Raw genomic sequence first — 23,869 nt, forward strand, 5'->3', positions numbered from 1 at the left:
TGCGCGGCGTCCTTAGTTGCCTGGCACGCGTTGCAGGCGCATCAGCGAATGATCGCCATCGGCCTGGCGGATGGCGACGCTGCGCAGCACATCGCGCGTGCCCTCCAGCGTGATGGTGCGGACCACTTGCTGCATGCGCGTGTCGATGGGCGAAAGGGTGAGCGTCCAGTCATCGCCGTGGCCAGCAACGGCGACCTTGTAGATCGCTTCGAGCGCGTAGCGGTTACCGGCCAGCGTGGCGCGGATGCTTTCGATGAAGGCGCCCAGCTCCGGGTATTGCGACAGCGGCATCGTGAACTTGCGCTGGTTGCGCTCCACGGTCAGCTTGTCGCCGTCAATCACGAGGTGTTCCGGCTTGGGAGCCAGCGTGTGCTTTTCCAGATGATCGGGCGCCACGAACACCAGCTCGCCGGATGATTCAATGGGCTGTTCCGCAATCGACAGCGTCTTTGTTTCCGTGAATGTGGCGCGCCCCGACTTGTTGCGTGCAAGCGTGGACATGAGGCGGTCGAGCGTCCAGGGGGTATCCGCGGCGTGGGCGGCTGTTGCCAACATGCTGGCCGTGAGCATGGCCAGAAAGGCGCGGAGGAATGGGCGCGTTGCAGTCATAGCGTTTGGGTGGTCTGGCGCTCGGCCGGGGTGTGATTCTGCGCGCCGGCCGCGTCGGCATCCTGCCAGAAGTCGAAGTAATTGAACCAGTTGTATGGCGCGGCGCGGCAGTAATGTTCAACGCGTTCCACATAGCGGGCCAGTGCGGCTTGCACGGCTGCGGCGCGATCTTCGCGGCGCACATCGGTGAAGTCCGCCAGCGGATCGAAATGCACGGCGTAGCGATTGCCGCCCAGGTGCAGCCCCGTCATGAAGAGCACGGGGCGCTTCAGCATGGCGGCCATGTGCAGCGGCCCGAGCGGAAACGCAGCCGGGCTGCCGAGGAAATCCCTGCGCTGGATTGATGGCCCCGCATCGCGCAACAGCGTGCGATCGGCCAGCATGCCGACGAGCCGGTTGTCGTCCAGCGCCTCGCGCACTTGCAGCATGGCGTCTACACGCCCCAGCGGAATGACCTCCGGCGCCGCCGCCGGGTTGATGGCGGCAACCGCAGCGTTGATGTTGCGTGCATTCTCTTCATACATGGCGACGGCCACGCGCAGGTTTGGCACTGTGCGGCCGAGCGCGCGCACCACCTCGAAGCTGCCCAGGTGCGCGCCCAGCAGGAATGCACCGCGCCCCCGCGCCAGCACGTCGTGTATGTGCTGCTGGCCCTGCAACTCGACGTCGAACAGATCGAAGCGCCCGCTGATCAGATAAATGCGATCATGGATGGTCGTGCCGAAGGTGAACATGTGACGGAACACGTCGCGCAGCGTTGCCGGCCGGCCGAGCGCGCGGCGCAGGTAGTCACGCGAAGCACGCCGCGCCGCCGGAGAGGCCGCCACGAAGTACACCGCAATCAGCCGCAGCAGAACCCGGCCAAACGGCCGCCCAAGCCGCAGCGAGAGCCATGTCATGATGCGCAGCAGCGCGAGGTTGCTGCGCTCCGGACGCTCGGCCCAGTCGGTGCGTTTCATGCAGCAACGCCCTCCGGCGCTGATGCGGACAGCACGCCGCTGGCCACTTCGCGTTCGCCCGCGCGGATCGTGAAGCGGACGGCGTTGCTCGCCGTCGTCTCGAACGCGAGGTCGAGCAATTCGCCGGGTGCCGCAGGGCTGAGAAACTTGGCCGAGCTGATCTTGCAAGCATCAAGCGAGCGGCCCAGCGCCGCACCAATCGTGTGAAGCGCATGGTCAAGCAGCACCACACCCGGCACGATCGGGTGGCCGGGAAAGTGTCCCGGCAGCGCCGGGTGATCAGCGGGAATGGTGAAGCGCATGGCGGGCTTGTGTGCGTTGCGGTGCGAATGTTGTGCCACCAGCGCGGCCAGCACATCGCGCGCCAGCTTGCCGGTTTCGTTGCGCGGCAGCGCGTCCACCAGCAGCAGTGGGCGCGGCAGAAATGCTGCATCGATGCGGTCGTGCAGGGCGCGCAGCACGTCCGCCGCGCTAAGGCTCGGCGCCACAACGAGTGCCACCAGGCGCGTGACTGCGGCGCTGCCGTGCGTATGCGGAGCGGCGGGCACATCGTCCGGCATGTAGAACACGCCGTCCTCCACACCCGCAATCGCGTTGAGCTGATGGTTCAGATACGCCAGCGACGACCGTTTGCCGGCAATGTTGATCAGATCGGTCTTGCGGCCGTGCAGCAGAAAGTGCGTGTCGTCGATCAGCTCAATCACATCGCCCATCGGCACCGGGGTTTCGACGTGCCCGCCCTGGACCCACACCGTTGGGCCGTCGTCTTCCGGCGTGCCGGCGCGCGATTCCATGCGCACGCCGGGATACAGATGCCACGCGGTGTCTTGCGCGGTACGGCGCGTTGCGACCTGGCCGGTTTCGGTGCTGCCGTAGATTTCCAGGAGCGGCGCAGACAGGCGCGTCTCGGCCTCCTGCGCCAGCGCTTGTGACAGCGGCGCAGTGGCCGACAGCACGAGCGATGCGCTTGGCAACGCGGGTTCCGATGCCAGCAGCGCCCGCAGATGCACCGGCGAGGTCACCAGCACGCGCGGCTGCGGCACGGCCAGCAACGCCTCGCGAATGTCCGCCGGATAGAACGGCTGCCGGTTGCTGAAGGCCAGACCGCCCTGCAGCGCGAGCAGTACCGTCACCTCAAAGCCGTACATGTGCTGCGGCGGCACGGTACCGACCAGCGTGAAGGCACGCCCATCGTCCAAGCCAAGGTGCGCGACTGCTGCGCGCATGCAGCGCACCAGCGCGCCCCACGTTTTGCGATGCGGCACCGGCGTGCCGGTTGATCCAGACGTGAACAACACTGCCATGACTTGCGACGCGTCGATCTGCGGCACGTCGATGAGCGTTGTGTCGGCCGTCAACGCATCGGGGCAACGGAAGCCCGGCAGGTCGACCGGGCAGGCGGGCGCATCGTGCAGGCAAAACACATCAGGCGAAAAGGCCGAAAGCTGACGCACCATCTGGGGCGTCTGCATGGGCGGCAGCAGGCTGACTTTGTTGGCTACGAGCGTCGCACACAGCCCGACGGCAAAGCGGTAACGGTCTGCGCAGGCGTTGAAAACGTGGCCGCCCGGCGGCAGCATCGCGGCCAGCGCCATCACATCGGCCACGAACGCACGTGCGGAGACGGGCGTGCCGTCACGCCAGGCCAGCGTGTGGTCGAGTGTCGGATGGGAGACCAGCGGGTAAGTCGGCATGAAGCAAATCGTGAGAGCGTGTGGGTTCAACGGGAGCGCTCTGTGGCGACGGATGTGGCGTGCCCTGATTGCTCCGATTGTCGATATGCGCGTACCGCATCGAACAGACTGGAGTGTGGCTCGCCGCGCAGAACGACGCGCCGGCAGAGGTATTCCGCCACAAACATCACGCCCACCAGCGGCAGCGACAGGTAGTTCGCAAACGTCGACCACGTTACGGTCGATGCCGTGGCAAACAGCAGGGTGGATACGATGGCGGTTGCCAGGAAAAACAGCGTCCATGCCAGCGTGACCTGCCGCGAATAACGCGCAATGCGCGGTGTGAGCGTGCCGTGCACCATGTGGGCAAAGCGCGTGCACAGCGGCTCGCGGCCCGCCACCAGCGTGCGGCCGAACACGTAGGCCATCATCAGGTTGAAGCTTGCATGTTCGAGGTACAGGCCCCAGTCAAAATGCGCTGCCAGCGGCGCGCGCGTCATCCACAGCACGCCGCAGACGAGCAGCCACAGCGGCAACAGCCATGCACGATGCGTGGAGCGTGTGGCCGCGACGAGCGCAACTGCCAACGGCGGCACCAGAGCCATCGCCAAGCCCATGCCATGCGCGCCCGGCGTGGCCGCTGCGTAATGCGCCCCGACTTGATACGCCACGACCGCACCCACGCCGGCTGCGCCCCGCGCAAAGCTGGTCAGTCGCTGCATGGCAGAGCAGGGTGGGCGGAGCGGCACTGCATGGTTATCGTCGGTGAGGCGGGCAGTTTCATCGTAGGGCGGAGCACATTCTAGGGCCCTGGGCCGGTCTCGCCCGATCTGGCAGCGGCGTGTTTGTAACCGGATGTACAGCGCCCGGGCGGCGCTGCTACGGCGCCCCTTGCCGCTTTGCGGCGCCACACAAGCCGTTGAATCGTTTGCGTCACTTCGGGCACGCGCCGCGATATGCGGTCTTTGTCACGGTTTCGCGCTATACGGGGTGTAACCCTTCGTCTAGAATCCGCGTAGCTTAAACGACCCCCTTCACAGGCTGGGCTGGACAAGGCAGGGGCTTCGGGCAAGGAGAACGTCGTTGGCTCTGGCCGCAATCCCCGCTGCACGCCGCCTGTAGTTGCAAGACCGATGAACGACCTGGAAAAAGAGCTCGCCGCGCTCATGATCGGCGAACTGAATCTCGAAGACATTCAACTCGATGCCCTGACCGCCGGCACACCGCTGTATGGCGAAGGGTTCGGGCTCGATTCCATCGATATCCTCGAAGTTGCGCTGCTGATCTCCAAGAAATACGGCTTTGAGCTGCGCTCGGGCGATCCCGATAACCAGAAAATCTTCGCCTCGCTGGGCTCGCTCGCGGCCTACGTGGCAGAACACCGCACGCGATAGGCTCGCGCCAGCGCCCGACGCATTCCGCTTTCAACGTCTGGCCGGACCGACGCCATGCCGATGACCGGCGCCTCCACTTCGCACCTCGTTCTGATTCCAAGCTACAACCCTGGCCCCAAGGTTGACGACACCGTGCGCAGTGCGCGCGCGCAGTGGAACCCGGTCTGGGTGGTGGACGACGGCAGTACCGACGGCAGCACCGAACGCCTGCAGGCCATGGCCGCGCAAGACCCGGGGCTGCGCGTGATCGTGCTGCCGCGCAATCGCGGCAAGGGCGTGGCTGTGCTGGCCGGGCTGGAAGCTGCTGCCGCGGCGGGCTTCACCTACGTGCTGACCATGGACGCCGATGGCCAGCATCCCGCAGAGCTCATCCCCGAATTCATGGCCGCCTCGCAAGCTGCGCCCGACGCGATGATCCTCGGCCAGCCGGTGTTCGACGCAACGGCGCCGCAGATACGCGTGCACGGCCGGCGCCTGTCCAATGGCTGCGCAGACATCGAGACCCTGTGGGCCGGTATTGGCGATACGTTGTTCGGCTTTCGCGTCTATCCGATTGCACCGCTGGCCGAGATCATGCGCCGGCACATATGGATGCGCGGTTTTGATTTTGACCCGGAAGCGGCGGTGCGCCTGTGCTGGGCGGGCGTGCGCCCGGTCCGGCTGGCGGCGCCGGTGCGCTACTTCCGCGCGCACGAGGGCGGCGTGTCGCATTTCCGGTATCTGCGAGACAACATCCTGCTGGTTGGGATGCATCTGCGCCTGGCGGCCGAAGGCATGCTGCGCTTGCCTTCGATGATTGCGCGGCGGGTGCAGCGCGGCTGGTAGGCTGCGGCGGCTGGGTTCAGGCGGCTTCGGTGGCGGCCCTGGCCTGATTCAGAAGGGTTTCTGCGGCGTGCCAGGCCTGTGACGCGGCGGACGGATCGCCAATTGCGCGGGCGTCGGCGGTGGCGCCCGACAGCAGCATCACGTACACCCCGGCAAGCTGCCGCGCCGTATTGGCAGGCACCACATCCTTGAGCAGCGTTTCCATCATGGCGAGCAGATCGTCGCGGTAGCGCACTGCCACGTCGGTCACCTTGGGGCAGGTGGCGCCAAACTCAGCCAGCGCGCGCTCGAACAGGCAGCCCGCAAATTCGGGAGTGCGGAACCATGCGCCATACCACTCGAAGATGCCCTTCAGGCGGGCGGTGGCGTCGTGCATGGGGCTGAGCTTTTCGGTAATGCTGCCCATGACGAAGGTATAGCGCTGCTCCAGCACTTCCTTGATCAGATCTTCCTTGCCGGCAAAGTGCCGGTACAGCGTCATCCGAGCGACGCCGGACTCGTCGATGATCCAATCGACGCCCACGGGGTGAAAGCCGTGCTTGGAAAACAGCTCGCCGGCCTTGTCCACCACCTGTTGGCGCTTGCTTGCGCGCATTGCCACCTCTCCTGATTGCTGAGCCGCATCTTAGCATCGGCCCCTTATTGCGGCCTGGGCATTGGGCCCAAACACGGTCGGCTGCAGAGTGTTGTTGCCGCGTCAGCTTTACGCTTTGATAACACAACAGCACGCGCTTCCCGCTAAAGTAGACCGATCTATATCATGTGCCCGCAAATCCGATGGGCGCGCGGAAGAGAAAGCGTTGTGCAGCCAATGTGGGGGCGCCGGTTTTGCGGACGGGATCGCAAAAACCACCGGCACTGACCAGGTTGTCAGCGGAGTTTCTCTCGATCAACAGCAACAATAAGAGAAAGGGTCAGGCGAATGCGGAATCGTTTGCTGATGTTGGGAGTCGTGTCACTGCTGGCAGCGTGTGCCCAGCCGCAGCCGCCCAGCGATGTGGTACGGGTGTGCGACGACCGTGGCTGTGCCGATCGGCCGAAAGCCCAGGTGGCGTTTGACCAGGCGAATATCCCTGACGAAGATCCGCGCATTATTGCCCTCAAGGAAGTTGCCAAGCGAGAGCCCAAGGCCGCTTACGACCTGGGTCTGCGCTATTTCCGCGGTGACGGCGTCCGCCAGGACAGCTACCAGGCACTGAACTGGATGCGCGAGGCGGCCGAGCACGGCAACCTGCAGGCGCAGAAGGCGCTCGGCGCGTTCTACCTGTTCGGGCTGGAAGAGATGGGCTCCGACCCGCGCGAAGCCGAAAAATGGCTCTCGATTGCCGTGAGCCGTGGCGACAAGGAATCCAAGAAGCTGCTTGAGCAAGCACGCGCCGCCAAGAAATCCGACGAAGACGACTACAAGTGGCGCGCGCAATGGCGCAGCACCTACTACGGCTATTGGTATTCGGGTTATCCGTACCTCGGCGTCTGGCGCCAGACGAGCTGGTACTGGTACTGAGAGAGGCGCCGCAGTCATCCGTTTCAAAGCGTTTCAAGGCAGTTCGGGGAGGGGGGAAAGCCTGTTGCACACCTCGCACGCCTGATCAAGGGGGGCTTATTGAGTCGCAGGACGCATAAGCCGAACATCGACTCAATGTGAGCCACACAACAATATGAAAACCAATCTTCTTAGCCGCACTGCCAAGGCCGCAGGCGTGGCATTGATCTCCGCTTCCCTGGCTGCGTGCGCAGGCGGCGGCATGGTGACGCCGGGCGGCCAGAACGCCGGCGTGAGCGGTGCTGCGGCCGGCGGCTCCAGCGTGGGTGCAGACCCGACGCTCGAGCGCTGCGCCTCGCCGCTGGGCACCATCGCCATGGATGATGGCCGCAACGCCGACTGGTACGGCCAGTTTGGCAGCGCCACCAAGGTGACGACCATCGACCCGCTGCTGCGCATGGCCGTACAGCAATCGAACTGCTTCGTGATCACGTCGATCGGCAACCAGAAGACCGACGCACGCCTGTCGCGCATCACCGATCTGCAGCGCAACTCCGGTGAATACCGTGCTGGCTCGAAGCAGCAGAAGGGCCAGCGTGTGGCGGCTGACTACTACATGGAGCCGCAGATCATCATCAACGACTCGCCGATCGGCGGTGTGGCGGGTGCCGTGGGCGGTCTGCTGGGCAACAGCGCCATCGCCGCGCTGGCCGGCAGTGTGAAGTCGAAGGCTTCGGTCGTGACGCTGACCCTGTTCGACGTGCGCTCGGCCGTGCAGATTGCTGCCGCCGAAGGCAGTTCGACCGCCACGAACTACGGTGCCGTGCTGGCTGGTTTTGGCGGTGGCGTGGGCGGCGGTCTGGCAGGTTTCTCCAGCACGCCGGAAGGCAAGGCCACGGTGGTCGCCTTTATCGACGCGTGGAACAAGATGGTCGTCGCGCTGCGCAGCTACAAGGCGCAAGACGTCAAGGGCGGCCTGGGCCGTGGCGGTCAGCTCAAGGTCAACTGATCGCGTTCAGCGCTCCGAAGTGCGAAACCAAAAAAAAAAAGCCTGCGGCGGTTGCGTCGCAGGCTTTTTGCTTTTGAGGCGGGAGGCGCTCAGCGCGCGTCTTTCGGTTTGTCGCCCTTGGGCCAGTCGTTGGCGCGCGCGGCATAGTCCGGGCGCGGCTGTTGGGTAAAGAAGGCGGCCACGTCCACGGCCTCCTGTGCGGTGAGCGTGCCGCCCTGGCCCAGCGGCATGTTGTGCTTCACGAAGGCAGCGGCGGTGTACATGCGCGCCATGCCCGCGCCCACGTTGAACGAATCCTTGCCCCACAGCGGCGGCATCAGGTAACCCCCTTGCGGGTTGGGCAGCCCCTGGCCCTCGGCGCCGTGGCAGGCGGCGCAGCGCTGGGCGTAGACGGCTTTGCCGTTCTCGCGGTTGGGCGCGAGGGACGTGTCGATCTTCTCGAAACCGCGTCCCGTCACGTTGGTGCCAACGGGCACGCCGCTGGAGAGCCATTTCATGTAGGCGAGGATGGCATTCATGTCTTCGCCATCGAAGGCGATGGGCTTGCCGTTCATCGACCGCTGGAAGCAATCATTCACGCGCTGCTGCAGCGAAATGACCGCACCGCTGCGCGATCGGTACTCCGGAAACGCAGCGGTCAGACCGACCCACGGCGATGCGTAGGGCGTCGTGCCGCCGTTCAGGTGGCAGCTCGTGCAGTTCAGGCCGTTACCGACGTTGTGCGGCAGCTGGCGCTTGGTGTCGGTAAGGATCAGCTTGCCGCGCTTGATGGCGTCACCCATGGGTCCAGCGGGGATGGTGGCCTCGTCCGGCACTGGAAGCGTTGCCGGGGCGGTTTGTGCGAATGCGGATGTGCCAATGACCAGCGCCAATGCGGCACCGAGCTTGTGGAGCGTCATGTTGTCCCCTGTAGGTTCGTTATCGGTTTATATGCGGCGGTGCCGCCCGGCTAGCGCTTGCGTTGCAGCCAATTGAAGACGGCCATGCCCACCAACATTGCGGCGACAAAGCCGACGGCCTTGGGCACGCCTGCGCCCAGCGCCACCAGTGCCGGCCCTGGGCAGAAACCGGCCAGTCCCCAGCCGATGCCAAACACGGCGCTGCCCAGCACCAGCCGCGCGGTTACGCCCGTGGCCGACGGCAATTGGATCAGCGTGCCAAGCCATGAGCGGCCGCGCCGCCGCGCCACGAAGAAGGCGATTACGCCAACGGCAATTGCTCCGGCCATCACGAATGCCAATGAAGGGTCCCATTGGCCGAACAAGTCCAGAAAGCCGAGCACCTTGGCTGGATTGGCCATGCCCGACACGATGAGCCCCGCGCCAAACAGCAGGCCCGCAACGAGTGCGATCACGAGGGCCATGTCAGCCTCCCACCACGTGGCGCACGACGAACACGGTGACGATGCCAGCGGTCATGAAGGTGACCGTGGCCACCAGCGAGCGAACCGAGCCGCGCGACAACCCGCAGACGCCGTGGCCGCTCGTGCAGCCACCTGCGTAGCGTGTGCCGATGCCGACCAGGAAGCCTGCCGCCAGCACCTCGCCCCAGCCGGCGGCGATGTCAGGAATCACAGGGTGACCAAGCAGTGCGGCAATCACCGGCGCCCCCATCAGGCCGATCAGGAACGCGATGCGCCAATCCATATCGCCCTGCGGACGCAACAACAGCCCGCCGAGGATGCCGCTGATGCCGGCAATGCGGCCCATGCCCAGTATCAGCACGGCCGCCGCCAGCCCGATGATGAGGCCGCCGACGAGGGCCGCGCCCGGGGTGAAATGTGCGAAATCGATCGACATGGGAAAGGGGTGGGGCAGAGAACAATCTAGATTCCAATAATATATAAATTTATAGATTGTTTGTCATGTGCCGGGGCAAGGAAGCGCCAAGCTCGACCTTGGCGCGCTGGCAGGGCGGCCTCAAAGTCGGATGACATAACCCTCGCGCGGGTGTGTGCGGCCGGCATGCAGTGCGGCAATGCGCGCCTGAGCTGCGGGCATGCCGTGCTCTTGGATCAGCGTGAGCCAACCGTGCTTTGGGTCACGTACGTGGTCGATGAAGCGTCGCTGTGCTGCGTTGAATTTTTCGGTGACGACCGCGGGCCCCCAGTCGGCGTTGCGCTTGCGGATTTGCACGGGCGCGAAGTAGAACTGCGGCGCGGGGCCGGGTAAGTCCGCAGCCTGGATGAAATCCGTGTTTTGCGCCGATCCTGCAAAGCAGTCGTAGACGAGCGCGTCGCCAAAGTGTTCATGCACGCGCCGGCGCAACGCCGCGTCGCCGGAGAAATCGACGTAGAGCGTGGGAACGTCAGTTGTGAGCGTGTCGAGTGCATCGTACGTGACGCTGTCGTGGTAGCAGCCAAGGCCATCGACAAACGCGCGATTGCCCTCCGAAGTGAGCGCGGTGAGCGTGAGCCCTTGGGTGTCTTGCAGGCAGAACGCGGTGCCGTACGCCGTTTTGCTCGATGCGCTGGAAAACACCAGACGCCGCGCGCCGAAGAAGGCGTTGTCCGCCAGGAAATCCGCCAGCATGAACGACGTGATGAACAACGGCCGATAGAGGATCTGGTAGTCCTCCAGCGCTGCATCGTAGGCGGCGTCCTGCGACACGCGCGTGTATTGGTTGTAGGCGGAGACGAGCGCCTGACGATGCGCGGCGCCGTCGTAGAAGCCGCGTGGCGTGACGCGTTCGGGGTGCATGCGCAGATGTGTGGCGATCGGGAAGTAGCCGTAGAAGCGCTCGCCGACGTCGACGCCTTCCACGGTGGAGCTGACCACATCGGCAAAGCCCCACACAGGCATATGGCCCCAGCCATCGTGGCCGGTGGGAAAAAACGACCAGTACTGCATGGCATCGCCAAAAGCCGCGTAGGTGATGTTGTTGGTAGTGAGGGCAAAGCGGTCCAGGCGCAGCACGACTTCGCCGGGCGCCGCGGCGGGCGCGGTGTCGGCGCTTTCCAGGCGGCTTTCGTTTAGGGCATCCTTGCGCGTGAAGAGCCGCTGGTACGGGGCGTTCATGGTGTCTTCTCCATTCTCGGGATTGATGGGCTGATGGCTTCACTCTATCGCCGGCAGGCGGGCGCCGGGTTCGGAAACGGACAGGGCGAAAGCGCCCGCGCCAAACCGCTGAAGCGGCCGTCGCAGCGCCGGGCTAAGTTCACGGTGCAGGCCATCTACGAGGCGTTTGTTCGGATTTGGCGGCGCGACGGCGCACAGGCAGCGACCACGCGGGCGGTGGCATTGGAAGCCGGCTGCTCGGTCGGCACGCTGTATGAGTACTTCCCAAACAAGGAGGCGCTGCTCTCAGGCTACGTCCGGCACACCATCGAGGTGCTGCTGGCCCGCATTCAGAGCGAGGTGACGGAACGCATCGATGCCTCCTGGACAGCCCGCGTGCGTCACCTCGTGAGGCTGAGTTGCGGCGATCCGGCGCTCGATCCGCCGTACTTTGATCACGCCATGCTGATGCGTGAAGACCGCATTGCCGAGCCCAAGCATCATTTGCGCTTCTTCGATGAACTGAGCACAGCCTGGCGCCAAGCGCTGGACGCGTGCCCCGATCTACCTGCCCGGCCAGACGACGCACTCGTGCAGACGATGCTGCAAGCCATCTGGGGCGCACGTCGCTACCGCGTGCTGCTGCAGGAGGGGCCGCCCGCAACCGAGGTGTGGATCAGCGAGATGGAGCGCCTGTGCCTGCGTGCCTTGGCTGCGACCCCTGAGGTGGTTTGACGCTACGGCCTGCGAGATGGCGTTGCCGTATGGGGACACCCGCGTTCCAGCAGGGTGTGAACCGATTGTCTGGGCAGCGCATCCTCGCTAGGCTGGGACTTTGCAGCGGAGGGTTGCGCGATGAGCTGGCAGAACTGGGTCGTCTCGAGGATGGTGCGCAACCAGGTCAAGAAGCCGACCGAGCGGGAGCCGTTCGATCCCATCGCCACGCGCCTGCATGCCGAGAAGCGCAAGATGCCTTCGCCCGTGGAATTGCCGCCGGATTGGCGCATCGTGCCGGCCCTTGGGACCCACGGCGACGGCCTCACCGGCGAATGGATCGAACCCGCTGATCCGGACCTGCATGACGACGCGCCCGTCGTCCTTTATCTGCATGGCGGAGGCTATTTTTTCTGCAGCCCCCGCACACATCGCCCGATCACCATTGGCCTTGCCACGCATGCGCGAGCCCGTGTGTGCGTGCCGGACTACCGGTTGGCACCTGAGCACCCGTTTCCCGCGCCGGTGGAAGATGCGCTCTTTACGTATCGCACGCTGCTGGCGCAGGGCGTGGCGCCATCGCGCATTGTGGTGGCGGGCGATTCCGCGGGGGGAGGGCTGGCGTTGGCGCCGCTGGTGGCCTTGCGTGATGCGGCGGACCCGCTGCCGGCCGGCGCGGTGCTGTATTCGCCGTGGACGGACCTGGCAGCCACCGGCCAGAGCCTGATCGATAACGATGAATCCGACGTGATGTTTCGCGGCGCGTGGATGGCGCATGGTGCGGCGTTGTACCTTGGCGATTCGGGCGCGCCGACGGACCATCCGCTCGCCTCGCCGTTGTATGCGGATTTCACGGGCCTCCCCCCGCTGCATTGCTATGTCAGCACCAGCGAGGTGCTGCGCGACGATACCCTCCGAATGGCCGAGCGCGCGCGGGCGGCCGGGGTATCCGTTTCGGTAGAAATGGGGCGGCGGCTTCCGCACGTGTGGCCGATCTTCTATCCTTTCCTTCCAGAGGCGCGCGTAGCGCTCAAACGATCGGGCGAGCAGATCAGACGACTGGTTGCCGCCCAACATGAGAATCGAGAACCGGTGGCACTGACACCGGCATGACCTGACCTGCGGCGCCCCTGCGTAGCCCAGTCGGGATGCGCAAACGGGGAGCCCAGCATGCGTCGGGTGGTGGTATTGGGTGTGGTGCTGGCCGTGGCGGTCGGCGCCTGGCAGTGGAGTCGGCTGCATCGGCTGAGGCTCGCCGACGTGCGTTTTGCGCCGATCGAAAACGTCGCCGCAGCAACCGGCGCGGCGGGCGCATCCGCACTCAATGCCAACAAGTCGCACTGGCTCAAGGCATGCGACCAGGCGCTCGGCCCGATGCGCGTGGAAGTGCGTGCCATCGAAACGCCGCTGTCCTTCTCCAACGACCGCTCGGTGGAACAACTCACCGCCGAGGCACCGCCGTACGACCGCTCAGCGCGCGTGCTGGGCAAGACGTACGCCACGCTGGTCGCACGCTTCGACGTCAACAGCCGCTACATGGCCATCGCCACCCAGCCGGCCACGACCTGCTTACGGCCGTCTATCTCAGTGGAGCTGTTGCTGAATAATTTTCGGGTCACCGTGGCGCGCGAATTCGCGCCGGGCACATGTGCTTACAACGCCATCCGCGAGCACGAATTGCGGCATGTGGCCGTCAACCGCGCGGTGCTGCCGCACGCCGCCGAGGTGATCCGCAAGGAGATCGAGAGCGAATACGGCGGCCGGCTCTACTTTGGAGACCCGGACCGCATTGCCGCAGATTTGCAGGCAGCGCTCACGCGCCATTGGCTGCCCCGCGCGCAATCGCTGATCGAACTGGGGCTGCAGGCGCACGAACAGATCGATACGCCGCGCGAGCAGGAGCGCATGAGCCGCGTGTGCAACGGCGAGGTGCAGGCCGTGCTGCAACAACTCACGCGCAGCTAGCGCGCGAACACGTGCGAGTTCAGGCGGCTGGGCGGTGCGCGGCGCGTGCCTGCAGTTGCGTGACAGCCTCGTCGACGATGGCTTCGGGCGGCAGCGCGATGTCGACAATGACGGCGTCGGTCGGCTCTTCCAGCGCTTCGAACTGGCTGCGCAGCAGGTTCGGGTTGAAGAAGTGGTCTTTGCGTGCAGCGAGGCGGCCCTGCAGCAGATCGAAATCGCCCTTCAGGTAGACGAATTCCGCGTTGCCGGCGGGACCGCGCAGCACGTCGCGGTAGCGCTGCTTGAGGGCGGAGCAGGCAACCACCAGCGATTGCCCGGTGCTCGTCTTCTCATCCATGTAGGCGCGGATGGATTCGAGCCAGGGTTTGCGGTCGTCATCGTTCAGGGGGATGCCGGCGTGCATCTTGGCGCGGTTGGCCTCGGAATGGAACTCGTCGCCATCACGGAAAGCGCAGCCCAGCCGCTCGGCAATCTTCTGGCCCACCGTGGATTTGCCGCAACCCGAAACACCCATCACTACAACGATCATCGTCATTCCCTACGTGCAAGAAAGCGCAAAACATCAGGCCGGCATGTTAGCGCGTTGATGACGGCGCCCGCCGTTTTTTGCTGCTGCAGCGCAGCAATTGTTCCGCGTCATTGTTCGTCCGGCAACGGATTGCCAAATACGTCAAGCTGCGTCAAATTGCGGTGGAAGCAGCGGTTACAAATCATTCAGAACAAGGCCCCAAAAAGGCCAACGTTGATTGGAGGAGACATCCATGGCTGGTGAGGTTTTCGACGCGCGACCGCGCAACGGTGCGTCGTATGTGGTGGGCGACACGGCGGTGCCGCTGGCACACGTGACGGTCTCGGCGTTGCTCGCGGAAACCGTGCGCCGCTGTCCCGACGACGAGGCGGTCGTGTTCCGCGAACAGAACGTGCGCTGGACGTGGCGCGCCTTTGCCGAACAGGTCGATGCGCTGGCCGCCGGCCTGCACGCGCTGGGGCTGGAGCGAGGCGACCGCATCGGCATCTGGTCGCCCAACCGCGTCGAATGGGTGCTCACGCAGTTCGCGACAGCGCGCCTGGGGCTCATCCTCGTTAATATCAATCCGGCGTATCGGCTGTCGGAGCTGGAATACGCGCTCAACAAGGTGGGGTGCAAGGCCATCGTGGCGGCCGAGGCCTTCAAGACCTCGCGCTATCTGGAAATGCTGCAGACGCTTGCGCCCGAACTGGCGACTGCGCAGCCCGGCGCATTGAACGCCGCCAAGCTGCCGGCGCTGCGCTGGGTCATTCGCATGGGCGAGGCCGAAACGCCTGGCATGCTCAACTTTGCCGACGTCATTGCGCGTGGAAAAAGCGTACCCATTGATGCGCTGGATGCCATCACGGCCACGCTGTCGCCCGACGACGCCATCAATATCCAGTTCACTAGCGGCACGACCGGCGCGCCCAAGGGGGCGACGCTTACGCACGTCAACGTCGTCAACAACGCGCGCTTCGTTGCCATGGCGATGAACCTGCAAGAGGGCGATCGGCTGTGCATTCCCGTGCCGCTGTATCACTGCTTCGGCATGGTCATGTCGGTGCTCACGTGCACGGCCACGGGCGCGTGCATGGTGTTTCCAGGCGAGGCGTTCGACCCGCTGGCCACGCTGCGCACGGTGGCAGAAGAACGCTGCACGCAATTGCACGGCGTGCCGACGATGTTCATCGCGCAGCTCGATCATCCGGACTTCAAAAGCTTTGACGTATCGACCTTGCGCGGCGGCATCATGGCCGGATCGCCGTGTCCCATCGAGGTGATGAAGCGCGTCGTGTCGGAGCTGAACCTGCGCGAAGTCACCATCGCCTACGGCATGACCGAGACGAGCCCCGTGTCATTCCAGAGCGCCGTAACGGACCCACTCGACAAGCGCGTGACCACCGTTGGCCGCATCCAGCCGCATCTGCAGGTCAAGCTGGTGGATGGCGCGGGAGAGGTGGTGCCTGTGGGCGAGAAGGGCGAGCTGTGCACCAAAGGCTATTCGGTCATGCTCGGCTACTGGGACGACGAGGCCAAGACCGCCGAATCGATCCACGACGGCTGGATGCGCACGGGCGATCTGGCAACGTTCGATGCCGAGGGCTACTGCAACATCGTTGGCCGCGTGAAGGACATGCTCATTCGCGGCGGCGAGAATGTCTACCCGCGCGAGATCGAAGAATTCCTCTTCCGGCATCCGAAGGTGCAGGCCGTCAACGTGTTTGGCGTGCCCGACCCGAAGTACGGCGAAGAGGTCTGCGCGTGGATCGTGCTCAAGCCGGGGCAGCAGGCCACGGAGGATGAGATCCGTACGTTCTGTCAGGGCCAGATCGCGCACTACAAGATCCCGCGCTACATCCGCTTCGTCACCGAGATGCCGATGACGGTGACGGGCAAGGTGCAGAAGTTCGTCATGCGCGACCGCATGATCGAAGAACTCAAGTTGACGGTGGCCGCCACGGCCTAAAACCGGAGCTTGCAGTTTCGCCGCTGAAATGCCAACCGGTTGCGCGCGGCTTTTCGTTGCCATGACGATGCTTGCCGCGCGCAGCTTTGTACGCCTGCCTGGGCAACGCCCGAGGTAAAAACCGAGACACGTTTCCCGCGTGCGTCTTGCTGATAGGGGGCACTCGCAGTCAAACGGCCATGCAAGGCCGGGTGCCTGCGAGGTGCATGCCATCGAGGTGCGCAATACGACGCGACGTGCGCCACGGCACGCTCACCCGTCGGCGACCAACCTCTCACGCAATGTGAACGACGAGGCGGCGATGTATCACGCCTGAAACACCCAGCCAATCGCTCGTCTCAAACATCGTGGCTGCGCGCATGCATGCGTGTGGTTTGCGTCTTCGCGCGAAGGTCATGCGCGCCATGGCCGCCATGCGTGACACGACGGTGTATCGGCGCCGCAACCGAAAAGGCGCAAACAGCCGCCAAAAGTCGCACGTATCGACACGATTGCGTGGCACGGCGCGCGCCCATGTACGCGCGTGGCTGTGAAACTTGCGCGTTTTCAAACGCTTAGAACACCTGTGTAGGGCGGGCCGGGAAGTTGGCACCGATTATGCAAACGAGCCGCCCCGGGGTGGGTCATGTTTTTCCCACAGGCAGAGCGCGCCGGCCTTACTGGCTGCGTTTCCAGCCGTCCCTCTCACCTTTATGGAGTGCGTTATGAAGAAGACCTTACTGGCCACCGCGATCGCCATGGGATTGGGGGTCTCTGGCGTTGCATTGGCCGACATCGGGAACACGGCGTCCGGTGCGGGTGACAAGACCCAAACCAATACGTCGACTATCAACAGAACCAACACCAGCACAGACACGACGACGAACACCGCAACCACCACAACCACGACGGCAACCGATAACTCGAATCAACACAACAACCAAAGCCAGGGCAGCAACCGCGACAACAGCGGCTGGGCCAACGCAGACGGCTATGGCACCGCCGCCGCCAACAACGGCGGTATGGCAACAGCAACATTCACCAACTCCTTCAACACAAGCAAGGCAATTGCAGTCTCGAAGCTGGACGGCACCGTCACCAACATCAGCGTGTCAGGCATTGGCAATATCGCCACCAACAATGGCGGCTCGGCCAATGGCGGCGCGGGCGGGCGTGGCGGATACGGCTATGGCGGCACAGGCGCTGGCGGCAACGGTGGCGCTGGCGGCGCAGGTGGCAGTGGTGGCGCGGGCGGCAGCTCGGGCAGCGTCACGCATGGCAGCGCGACCAACGGCGGCGCAGTGGCCGGCAACGGCGGCAATGGCGGAGATGCGGGCGGCAGTGCTGGCAGCGGCGGTAACGGCGGCAGCTCCGGCACGCTCTCGGCCAGTCTGGGCGCGGGCCTTGGCGGCGCAGCGGGCAGCACGAGCGCAGCTGGCGGCGGTGGCGGCGGGGCAGGCGGCACGTCCAGCGCCAGCGGTGGCGATGCGAACCGCCATCACGGCAGCGGCGCAGCCACGGGTGGCGGCAGTGCCTCGGCAGGCGGTGCAGGCGGCGCTGGCGGCTCCACCACCAGCGGTACGTCAACGGCGTCCGCTGGTGCGGGCACGGGCTCGAGCAGTGCCACCGGCACCAGCACGGGTGGCGGGGCAGGCGCTGGCGGTGCAGCTACCAACGTGGCAGGCAATGGCGGCGCAGGCGGCAGCGCGACCAACGGCAGCGCGACCAACGGCGCAGCATCGTCCACGGCGGGCAATGGCGCTGTGGGTGCAGTCGGTGCGGCCGGCGGTGCAGGCGGCGTGGGCAATGGCGGTGTCGGCAACGGTGCGGTGGGTGGCACCGGCGGTGCAGGCGGTACGGTCATGGTGGACGCAGGCACGTTCAACATGTCCAACGCCATGACCAGTGTCGGCCAGTCCGCTGCCGGGGTGATGATTGCGAACCAGAATAGCGGCTTCGCATCTCTCGTCCAACAAAGCGTCAACGTGCAGGCCAACCTGAATGTCGGCCATTGAGCCGACATCGGGTGTGAGCGGGGAAGTGCCGCTGCGCGTGCGGTGACGTTGCGCGCATGGCGGTGGACTGGGCCGGACCGCATCCGTGGTCCGGCCCGCAGTTGGAGCGTATAGGAGACATTCGATGCGATCCGACAGAAGAACCACAGCAGGATGGGCGGCATGGTGGTTGGCATGCGGCCTGGCAGTGTGGCCAGCGGCAGCGGCGATGGCGGCGGACGATGCGTCAATCGCAGACGGTGCTCAGACAGCCAATACGGAAGCGGTGCGTCCCCCGGTCGCCGCGGCCGTGTCGGTGCCTGGGTTCGGTCATGCGGTAGGTGCAGATCGGCTCGACAGCTATCGCGGCGGCACGCAGGATCTCTACCAGACCGTCAATGACGCGCGCCTGTCCGGCACCGTGAGCGACAACGCCGCCGTGAATGTGGCGACGGGGTCGAACATCGTGCGCGACGGCTCGTTTGCCAACGCCAGCGGGATCCCCACGGTCATCCAGAACAGCGGAGCGAACGTGCTGATCCAGAACGCCACCATCGTCAACGTGCAGTTCCGGCCTTGAGCTTGTGAAGGACGGAATGATGCGCAAGACGTGCGGTGCAATGCTGATGGCACTGATGTGCGGGCCCGCGTTGGCGGGCGCGATCGACATGCTCGGCACGGGCGGCGGCACGTATGCCGTGCCCGTGACGAGCATGAAGGCCGCGCGCTATCTGCGTACCGTGCATCAGCGTTTCGACTTCAGTTGCGGGTCGGCCGCGGTGGCGACGCTGCTTACGTATCAGTACGGCTATCCGGTGAGCGAGCAGACCGTGTTCCAGGCCATGTACGAGCATGGCAACCAGGAGAAGATCCGGCGAGAAGGGTTTTCGCTGCTCGACATCAAACGCTATCTGGCGTCTGTAGGCTTTGAGGCCGATGGTTTCGAGCAGCCGCTGGATGCGTTGAAGGACGCCCACTTGCCGGCCATCGTGCTGTTGACCGAAAACGGCTATCACCACTTCGTGGTGGTCAAGGGCGTGCAGGAGGGGCGTGTGCTGGTGGGCGATCCGGCCATGGGCACGCGTGCGATCCCGCGTGCGAGTTTCGAGAGCATGTGGGACAACCATTTGCTGTTCGTCGTCCACAACCGCGAGGCGGGGGCGACGTTCAACGCCGCATCGGATTGGCGCGTGGCACCGCGTGCGCCGCTGGAGGAGGGCATGGACCGCAGTGGCTTGGGAAACATCGTCGTTCCCAAGCACGGTCCGTCCGATTTCTGAGCATCGTCTGCATGGCAGTCCGGTAGTCCGGCAGGAGGGCATCATGAAGCGGTTTGGCAAGATGGCGTGGGCCGGCTGGCTCGCGCTGGCTGCGGCCGGGCATGCGTTTGCTGCCGGCATGGATGGCATGGATAACAATCCCGTCCATGCGTGGCGCGCCGTGTCCGAAGACAAGCTCGACGACATGCGCGGCGGGTTTGATGTGCCCTCGCTTGCAGGGCTGCACATCTCGTTCGGCATCGACCGGGCGGTCTACGTCAACGGCGATCTGGTGGCAAGCGCATCGGTCAACATTCCGGATGTGGCACGCATGACGGCCACCCAGGCGCAGCAATTGGCCTCGGTGGTCAACACGGTCAACCTCGTGCAGAACGGCCCCAACAATGTCGCACCGCCCGATGTGACCGCGGGCGCGGCAACGGCGGCCACGGTCATCCAGAACAGCCTGAACAACCAGACGCTGCAGGCGGTTACGACCATCAATGCGGCGGTCAACAGCCTGCCGCAATTCCGTCAGATGAATCTGGCCAACGTGCTACAAGGAGCGTTGGCCAACGTCGTCACCATGCTGCACTGAGCTAGAACTGGATCGGCAGGCGAAGCGTGACGGTCAGGTCCGGCGTGTCGCGCGTCAAGCCTGCCCCCACCGACAGGTTCAGCGACATCTTGGGCGAGAGGCGGTACGAATAGCCGACCAGCAACGTCCCCAGAATTGTCCGCACCGAGCCCGGCACGCGCTGGCCGTTCTGTGTGGTCGGCGCGATGATGCTTTGGTCGTAGCCGATGGAGAACGATGCCTTCTCGTTCAGCGCCAGCCCCATGCCGAAGTTCAGGCCGATGATGTCGCCGGCCTTCACGTTGCCCAGGAACTGTTTCGAACCGTCCACCAGGTTCAGGCTCACGTCCTTGCGCTCGAAGTTGTGCAGGTAGCTGATGCTGCCGAAGAACACGGCCGGGTCTGTCGGGAACAGCCACGTCAGCCCCGGCTGTACCGCGAAGAAGCCCGAGCCCGTGGGCTGCTGCAGAGGCAGGCCGGTGCCCGTGGTATTGCTTACGCAGCGCGTCACGCAATCGGTGGTGACGTCAAACGGATCCTTGCCGGTGCGCGTCTTGAAGCGCAGCCAGCCGATGTAGAACGGCTTGTCGACGCCGCCCGCATTGATCTGGTAACGCGCGGTCAGTTCCACATCGCCGATGCCGCGCCCGTGCGAGCTGAATGCGTTGTCCGTCGCCGTGCCGGTGAACAGTTCGCGGCTGACGGTGTCGCTTGCGCTGTAGACATAGGGCACGCGCGCTTCCAGTTCCCAGCGCCGCGCCAGGCCGTAACGCAACGCAACCGTGCCGGTGAGCGTGGTCGTCTTGACCTGCCGTACGTCGATCAGCCCGATCAGCAGTGCGGGGATGATGGTGTAGCCCACCAGCGCCACGCGGTCGGACGACGAATATGCCATCTGCAATGACGGCTCGACGACGACCTTGCCCGGCGGTGTGAGCGCGCTGGGCTCATCGAAGATCTGCGCGATGCGGGGTGGCCGGTCTGGTGGCTCCGGCGGTTTGCCGACGGGCGTGGCGCCGGGCTGGTCGTTCTGCGCAATTTCCGATACGTCGCCTGCCGCGCCAGGAGCACCGGCACCGCGCACGGTGTCGAGTTTGCTCTCGCTCATGCCGAGCGCGCGCCGCATGCGCCGCAAGTGCGTTTCCTGTTGCTGGATCGAGCGCTTGAGTTCCTGCAGGCGCGCCTGCGTATCGGCAAGCGCGCGCTGCAGCGCTTCCAGGCTGGGTGGCTTGTCGTCCACCGGCTCGTTGGTCTGCGCGAGAACCGGCCCGCCGCAGAGCAGCAGGCATGCGCACGTAACCGCTTGGGTTGACCCACGTTGCGGCTTCCATGGCGTTTTTGTCATGGCAATGTCCCCCGTCGAGAGTGTCCTTACCGCTGGCTGCGGACGGACGCTTCACGATTCCCCCGGGTGGCGTACTGCGGATACCACTATAGGCGAGCGCGCGTGAAACGACAGGGCGGAGCCGTCCACAAAATGGACGAGGCCGAAATGCCCGTTTGGTGGATCGCTCAGGCAAGAAAAAAGGCGCCCGAAGGCGCCGTGCGTAGCTTGTGCAGTGTCAGCGCTTACTGACGCGCATTCCGCAGGTTATCCGGCCACGGTGTGTTGTAGTTTGTGCGGAACGGATTGATGTCGAGCCCGCCGCGCCGCGTGTAGCGCGCATACACGGCTAGCTTGACCGGCCGGCACTGGCGCAGGATGTCGGTAAAGATTCGCTCCACGCATTGCTCGTGAAACTCGTTGTGCTCGCGGAACGAGATCAGGTACTTGAGCAGCCCTTCCTGATTGATCGGCGCACCCACATAGCGGATTTGCACGCTGCCCCAGTCCGGCTGGCCCGTTACAAGGCAATTGGACTTCAGCAGGTGCGACACCAGCGTTTCTTCCACCGGGCTTTCTTCCTCATCGGCATGCAGCAGCTCGGGCGTGGGCTGGTAGACGTCGGTTTCGATGTCAAGGCGATCGAGCAGCAGGCCATCGAGTTCGCCCATTTTCTGCCGGGAAAATTCCTCCGGGGGGACGATACGCACCTGCACTGGCGCGCCGCAGGCTTCCGACAGATCGTGGTGGATCAACTGCTGCAGCGCTTCGTGCGACGCCACCTTCGTCTGGTTGAACGAATTCAGATACAGCTTGAACGACTTCGATTCAACGATGTTGGGCGAATCCGCCGGCACGATCACGGTGCCGAGCGCCACCTGCGGCTTGCCGCGCAGGTTCAGCCACGACAGTTCGTACAGGTTCCAGAGGTCGACGCCGAAGAAGGGCAGGGGCGTGCCGGCGGAGAGGCCGATCTCGTCGCGCTTGCCCTGGCGCGGAATCGGAAACAAGAGGCTCGGGTCGTACTCCGCCTTGTACGCGGAGGTCTTACCCAGCGGTGAATGTTCGGGTTGGTTGCTCATCACAAAAACAGGCTGTAGACGGGGTTCTCGCTTTCGTCCCAATAGGTATAGCCCAGCGTGGCGAGGAACGCCTTGAACTCGCGCTTCTCGTTCTTCGGTACCTGGATGCCGACGAGGATGTTGCTCGAATCTGCGCCCTGATTGCGGTAGTGGAACAGGCTGATGTTCCAGTTTGGGCTCATGCTCGAGAGGAACTTCATCAGCGCGCCGGGCCGCTCGGGAAACTCGAAACGATAGAGATGCTCGTTCTCCGCCAGCGGCGAACGCCCGCCCACCATGTAGCGGATGTGCTGCTTGGCGAGTTCGTCGTTGGACAGGTCCAGCGTCGGAAAACCGTGCTTGCGGAAGTTCTCGGCAATCTTGTCGCCCTCTGCGCGCGACGCAATTTGCACACCCACGAAGATATGCGCCGCGTCCTTGCTGGCAATGCGGTAATTGAACTCCGTCACGTTGCGCGACCAGCCGACCAGCTCGCAGAAGCGCTTGAAGCTGCCGCGCTCTTCCGGAATCGTCACGGCAAACACGGCTTCACGCGCCTCGCCCACTTCGGCGCGCTCGGCCACGAAGCGCAGGCGGTCGAAGTTCATGTTCGCGCCGCTGGCCACGGCCACCAGCGATTCGTTCTTCAGCTTGTGCGTCTCGGCATACTGCTTGAGGCCAGCCAGCGCCAGCGCGCCCGACGGCTCCAGCAGGCTGCGGGTGTCCTGGAACACGTCTTTCAGCGCCGCGCAGATGGCATCCGTATCCACGGTGATGATTTCGTCGACCAGCTCGCGCGTGATGCGGAAGGTTTCCTTGCCGACCAGCTTCACCGCGGTGCCGTCGGCAAACAGGCCCACTTCCTTCAGTTCGACGCGCTTGCCAGCGGCTACCGAACGCGCCATCGCGTCGGAATCCACGCTCTGCACGCCGATGACCTTGACGTCTGGCCGCACGGCCTTCACGTAGGCCGCAACGCCCGAGATCAGCCCGCCACCGCCGATCGAGCAGAAGATGGCATGCAGGGGCTGCGGATGCTGGCGCAGGATTTCCATGGCGATGGTGCCCTGGCCGGCAATCACCTCAGGGTCATCGAACGGGTGCACGAAGGTGTAGCCGTGCTTTTCCTGCAGCTTGGCGGCGTGGTTGTACGCGTCGGAATAGCTCTCGCCGTGCAGCACGACATCGACCCATTCGCCGCCGCGCGAGCGCACGCCGTCGATCTTCAGCTGCGGCGTCGTCACCGGCATGCAGATCACGGCCTTGCACTCCATCCGGGCCGCGCTGAAGGCCACGCCCTGCGCGTGGTTGCCCGCCGATGCCGTAATCACCCCGCGCTTGCGCTCGGCCGCCGTGAGCGAGGCCATCTTGTTGTAGGCGCCGCGCAGCTTGAAAGAGAACACCGGCTGGTCATCCTCGCGCTTGAGGTAGACGCGGTTGCCGGTGCGCGCCGACAGGTTGGGCGCGAACTTCAGCTCGGTTTCCACCGCGACGTCATAGACCTTCGCAGTCAGGATTTTCTTGAGGTAATCGATGGCCATGGTGCGGACCGGGTTGGACGTGAACAGAGC

General features: G+C 64.7%; 25 protein-coding genes. 12 read left to right on the forward strand and 13 right to left on the reverse strand.

Annotation, left to right across the window (positions count from 1 at the left end; translation table 11 throughout):
• Window positions 1-12 precede the first annotated feature (12 nt).
• The 4 genes from NKG59_RS07905 to NKG59_RS07920 are packed head-to-tail and all read right to left on the reverse strand — an operon-like array spanning window position 13 to window position 3,963.
• Window positions 13-609 carry a LolA family protein gene (locus tag NKG59_RS07905; protein ID WP_420804024.1) on the reverse strand — a complete coding sequence of 199 codons (597 nt, stop codon included), beginning with the start codon at window positions 607-609 and terminating at the stop codon, window positions 13-15.
• On the reverse strand, window positions 606-1,568 hold the full coding sequence (locus tag NKG59_RS07910; protein ID WP_253536238.1) for an LpxL/LpxP family acyltransferase: 963 nt from the start codon (window positions 1,566-1,568) through the stop codon (window positions 606-608). Before NKG59_RS07910 ends, NKG59_RS07905 begins: the two co-directional genes overlap by 4 nt.
• The gene (locus NKG59_RS07915) at window positions 1,565-3,262 is read right to left on the reverse strand and encodes an AMP-binding protein (RefSeq protein WP_253536240.1); all 1,698 of its coding nucleotides are present in this window, start codon (window positions 3,260-3,262) and stop codon (window positions 1,565-1,567) included. The genes NKG59_RS07910 and NKG59_RS07915 overlap by 4 nt, the downstream gene beginning before the upstream one ends.
• 26 nt (window positions 3,263-3,288) lie before the next feature.
• Window positions 3,289-3,963, reverse strand: a complete 675-nt coding sequence (locus tag NKG59_RS07920; RefSeq protein ID WP_253536241.1) for a COG4648 family protein — start codon at window positions 3,961-3,963, stop codon at window positions 3,289-3,291.
• Between the two features lie 411 nt (window positions 3,964-4,374).
• On the opposite strand from NKG59_RS07920, the gene NKG59_RS07925 reads away from it, so the two are divergent.
• Window positions 4,375-4,635, forward strand: coding sequence for a phosphopantetheine-binding protein (locus tag NKG59_RS07925; protein ID WP_253536243.1), 261 nt, complete (start codon window positions 4,375-4,377; stop codon window positions 4,633-4,635).
• Window positions 4,636-4,689: 54 nt separating this feature from the next.
• On the forward strand, window positions 4,690-5,460 hold the full coding sequence (locus NKG59_RS07930; protein WP_253536245.1) for a glycosyltransferase family 2 protein: 771 nt from the start codon (window positions 4,690-4,692) through the stop codon (window positions 5,458-5,460).
• 16 nt (window positions 5,461-5,476) lie between these two features.
• On the opposite strand, the gene NKG59_RS07935 is transcribed toward NKG59_RS07930, so the two are convergent.
• Window positions 5,477-6,055, reverse strand: a complete 579-nt coding sequence (locus tag NKG59_RS07935) for a TetR/AcrR family transcriptional regulator (RefSeq protein ID WP_253536247.1) — start codon at window positions 6,053-6,055, stop codon at window positions 5,477-5,479.
• A 327-nt stretch (window positions 6,056-6,382) separates the two neighbouring features.
• Here NKG59_RS07935 and NKG59_RS07940 point away from each other — a divergent pair, with 327 nt between their 5' ends.
• Both NKG59_RS07940 and NKG59_RS07945 read left to right on the forward strand, forming a co-directional pair.
• Window positions 6,383-6,964: a tetratricopeptide repeat protein gene (locus NKG59_RS07940; RefSeq protein WP_252691800.1), complete on the forward strand. Its 582-nt coding sequence runs from the start codon at window positions 6,383-6,385 to the stop codon at window positions 6,962-6,964.
• 154 nt (window positions 6,965-7,118) lie between these two features.
• Window positions 7,119-7,952, forward strand: coding sequence for a penicillin-binding protein activator LpoB (locus tag NKG59_RS07945; protein ID WP_252691799.1), 834 nt, complete (start codon window positions 7,119-7,121; stop codon window positions 7,950-7,952).
• Between the two features lie 89 nt (window positions 7,953-8,041).
• Here the strand turns inward: NKG59_RS07945 and NKG59_RS07950 are convergent, their stop codons facing one another.
• The 4 genes from NKG59_RS07950 to NKG59_RS07965 all read right to left on the reverse strand — a co-directional run bounded on the left by NKG59_RS07950 (window position 8,042) and on the right by NKG59_RS07965 (window position 10,969).
• The gene (locus NKG59_RS07950; protein WP_253536250.1) at window positions 8,042-8,851 is read right to left on the reverse strand and encodes a c-type cytochrome; all 810 of its coding nucleotides are present in this window, start codon (window positions 8,849-8,851) and stop codon (window positions 8,042-8,044) included.
• Between the two features lie 50 nt (window positions 8,852-8,901).
• The gene (locus NKG59_RS07955; protein ID WP_253536252.1) at window positions 8,902-9,315 is read right to left on the reverse strand and encodes a DUF6691 family protein; all 414 of its coding nucleotides are present in this window, start codon (window positions 9,313-9,315) and stop codon (window positions 8,902-8,904) included.
• A gap of 1 nt (window position 9,316) precedes the next feature.
• Window positions 9,317-9,751 carry a YeeE/YedE family protein gene (locus tag NKG59_RS07960; RefSeq protein ID WP_253536254.1) on the reverse strand — a complete coding sequence of 145 codons (435 nt, stop codon included), beginning with the start codon at window positions 9,749-9,751 and terminating at the stop codon, window positions 9,317-9,319.
• Between the two features lie 120 nt (window positions 9,752-9,871).
• Window positions 9,872-10,969, reverse strand: a complete 1,098-nt coding sequence (locus tag NKG59_RS07965; protein ID WP_253536256.1) for a DUF2855 family protein — start codon at window positions 10,967-10,969, stop codon at window positions 9,872-9,874.
• Between the two features lie 33 nt (window positions 10,970-11,002).
• Between NKG59_RS07965 and NKG59_RS07970 the strand changes: the two genes are divergently transcribed.
• From NKG59_RS07970 to NKG59_RS07980, 3 genes are all read left to right on the forward strand, one after another.
• Complete coding sequence (locus NKG59_RS07970) at window positions 11,003-11,683, forward strand: TetR/AcrR family transcriptional regulator (protein ID WP_253536258.1); 681 nt, start codon at window positions 11,003-11,005, stop codon at window positions 11,681-11,683.
• 120 nt (window positions 11,684-11,803) lie between these two features.
• Window positions 11,804-12,775, forward strand: coding sequence for an alpha/beta hydrolase (locus NKG59_RS07975; RefSeq protein ID WP_253536259.1), 972 nt, complete (start codon window positions 11,804-11,806; stop codon window positions 12,773-12,775).
• A 57-nt stretch (window positions 12,776-12,832) separates the two neighbouring features.
• A complete protein-coding gene (locus NKG59_RS07980; protein WP_092973348.1) occupies window positions 12,833-13,627 on the forward strand; it encodes a hypothetical protein in 795 nt (264 codons plus the stop codon).
• 19 nt (window positions 13,628-13,646) lie between these two features.
• Here NKG59_RS07980 and NKG59_RS07985 read toward each other — a convergent pair whose 3' ends face one another.
• Window positions 13,647-14,156: a gluconokinase gene (locus NKG59_RS07985; RefSeq protein ID WP_253536475.1), complete on the reverse strand. Its 510-nt coding sequence runs from the start codon at window positions 14,154-14,156 to the stop codon at window positions 13,647-13,649.
• A 232-nt stretch (window positions 14,157-14,388) separates the two neighbouring features.
• Between NKG59_RS07985 and NKG59_RS07990 the strand changes: the two genes are divergently transcribed.
• The 5 genes from NKG59_RS07990 to NKG59_RS08010 all read left to right on the forward strand — a co-directional run bounded on the left by NKG59_RS07990 (window position 14,389) and on the right by NKG59_RS08010 (window position 19,934).
• Entirely contained in the window at window positions 14,389-16,104 is a 1,716-nt protein-coding gene (locus NKG59_RS07990) for an AMP-binding protein (RefSeq protein WP_045203797.1), read from the forward strand.
• A gap of 704 nt (window positions 16,105-16,808) precedes the next feature.
• On the forward strand, window positions 16,809-18,098 hold the full coding sequence (locus NKG59_RS07995) for a hypothetical protein (protein WP_045203796.1): 1,290 nt from the start codon (window positions 16,809-16,811) through the stop codon (window positions 18,096-18,098).
• A 124-nt stretch (window positions 18,099-18,222) separates the two neighbouring features.
• Window positions 18,223-18,657, forward strand: coding sequence for a hypothetical protein (locus tag NKG59_RS08000; protein ID WP_045203795.1), 435 nt, complete (start codon window positions 18,223-18,225; stop codon window positions 18,655-18,657).
• Window positions 18,658-18,673: 16 nt separating this feature from the next.
• Window positions 18,674-19,357 (forward strand): C39 family peptidase, encoded by a 684-nt coding sequence (locus NKG59_RS08005; RefSeq protein WP_045203794.1) that lies wholly within the window; start codon window positions 18,674-18,676, stop codon window positions 19,355-19,357.
• A 43-nt stretch (window positions 19,358-19,400) separates the two neighbouring features.
• Window positions 19,401-19,934 carry a hypothetical protein gene (locus NKG59_RS08010; protein WP_253536260.1) on the forward strand — a complete coding sequence of 178 codons (534 nt, stop codon included), beginning with the start codon at window positions 19,401-19,403 and terminating at the stop codon, window positions 19,932-19,934.
• A gap of 1 nt (window position 19,935) precedes the next feature.
• On the opposite strand, the gene NKG59_RS08015 is transcribed toward NKG59_RS08010, so the two are convergent.
• The 3 genes from NKG59_RS08015 to ilvA form a co-directional block, all read right to left on the reverse strand.
• Window positions 19,936-21,258 (reverse strand): PspA/IM30 family protein, encoded by a 1,323-nt coding sequence (locus NKG59_RS08015; RefSeq protein WP_253536262.1) that lies wholly within the window; start codon window positions 21,256-21,258, stop codon window positions 19,936-19,938.
• A 224-nt stretch (window positions 21,259-21,482) separates the two neighbouring features.
• Window positions 21,483-22,319: an NADPH-dependent 7-cyano-7-deazaguanine reductase QueF gene (queF, locus tag NKG59_RS08020; protein ID WP_253536267.1), complete on the reverse strand. Its 837-nt coding sequence runs from the start codon at window positions 22,317-22,319 to the stop codon at window positions 21,483-21,485.
• Complete coding sequence (gene ilvA, locus NKG59_RS08025; RefSeq protein WP_253536269.1) at window positions 22,319-23,839, reverse strand: threonine ammonia-lyase, biosynthetic; 1,521 nt, start codon at window positions 23,837-23,839, stop codon at window positions 22,319-22,321. The genes queF and ilvA overlap by 1 nt, the downstream gene beginning before the upstream one ends.
• Window positions 23,840-23,869 lie beyond the last annotated feature (30 nt).

Source organism: Ralstonia chuxiongensis, from assembly GCF_024158925.1.
Classification (GTDB): Bacteria; Pseudomonadota; Gammaproteobacteria; order Burkholderiales; family Burkholderiaceae; genus Ralstonia; species Ralstonia chuxiongensis.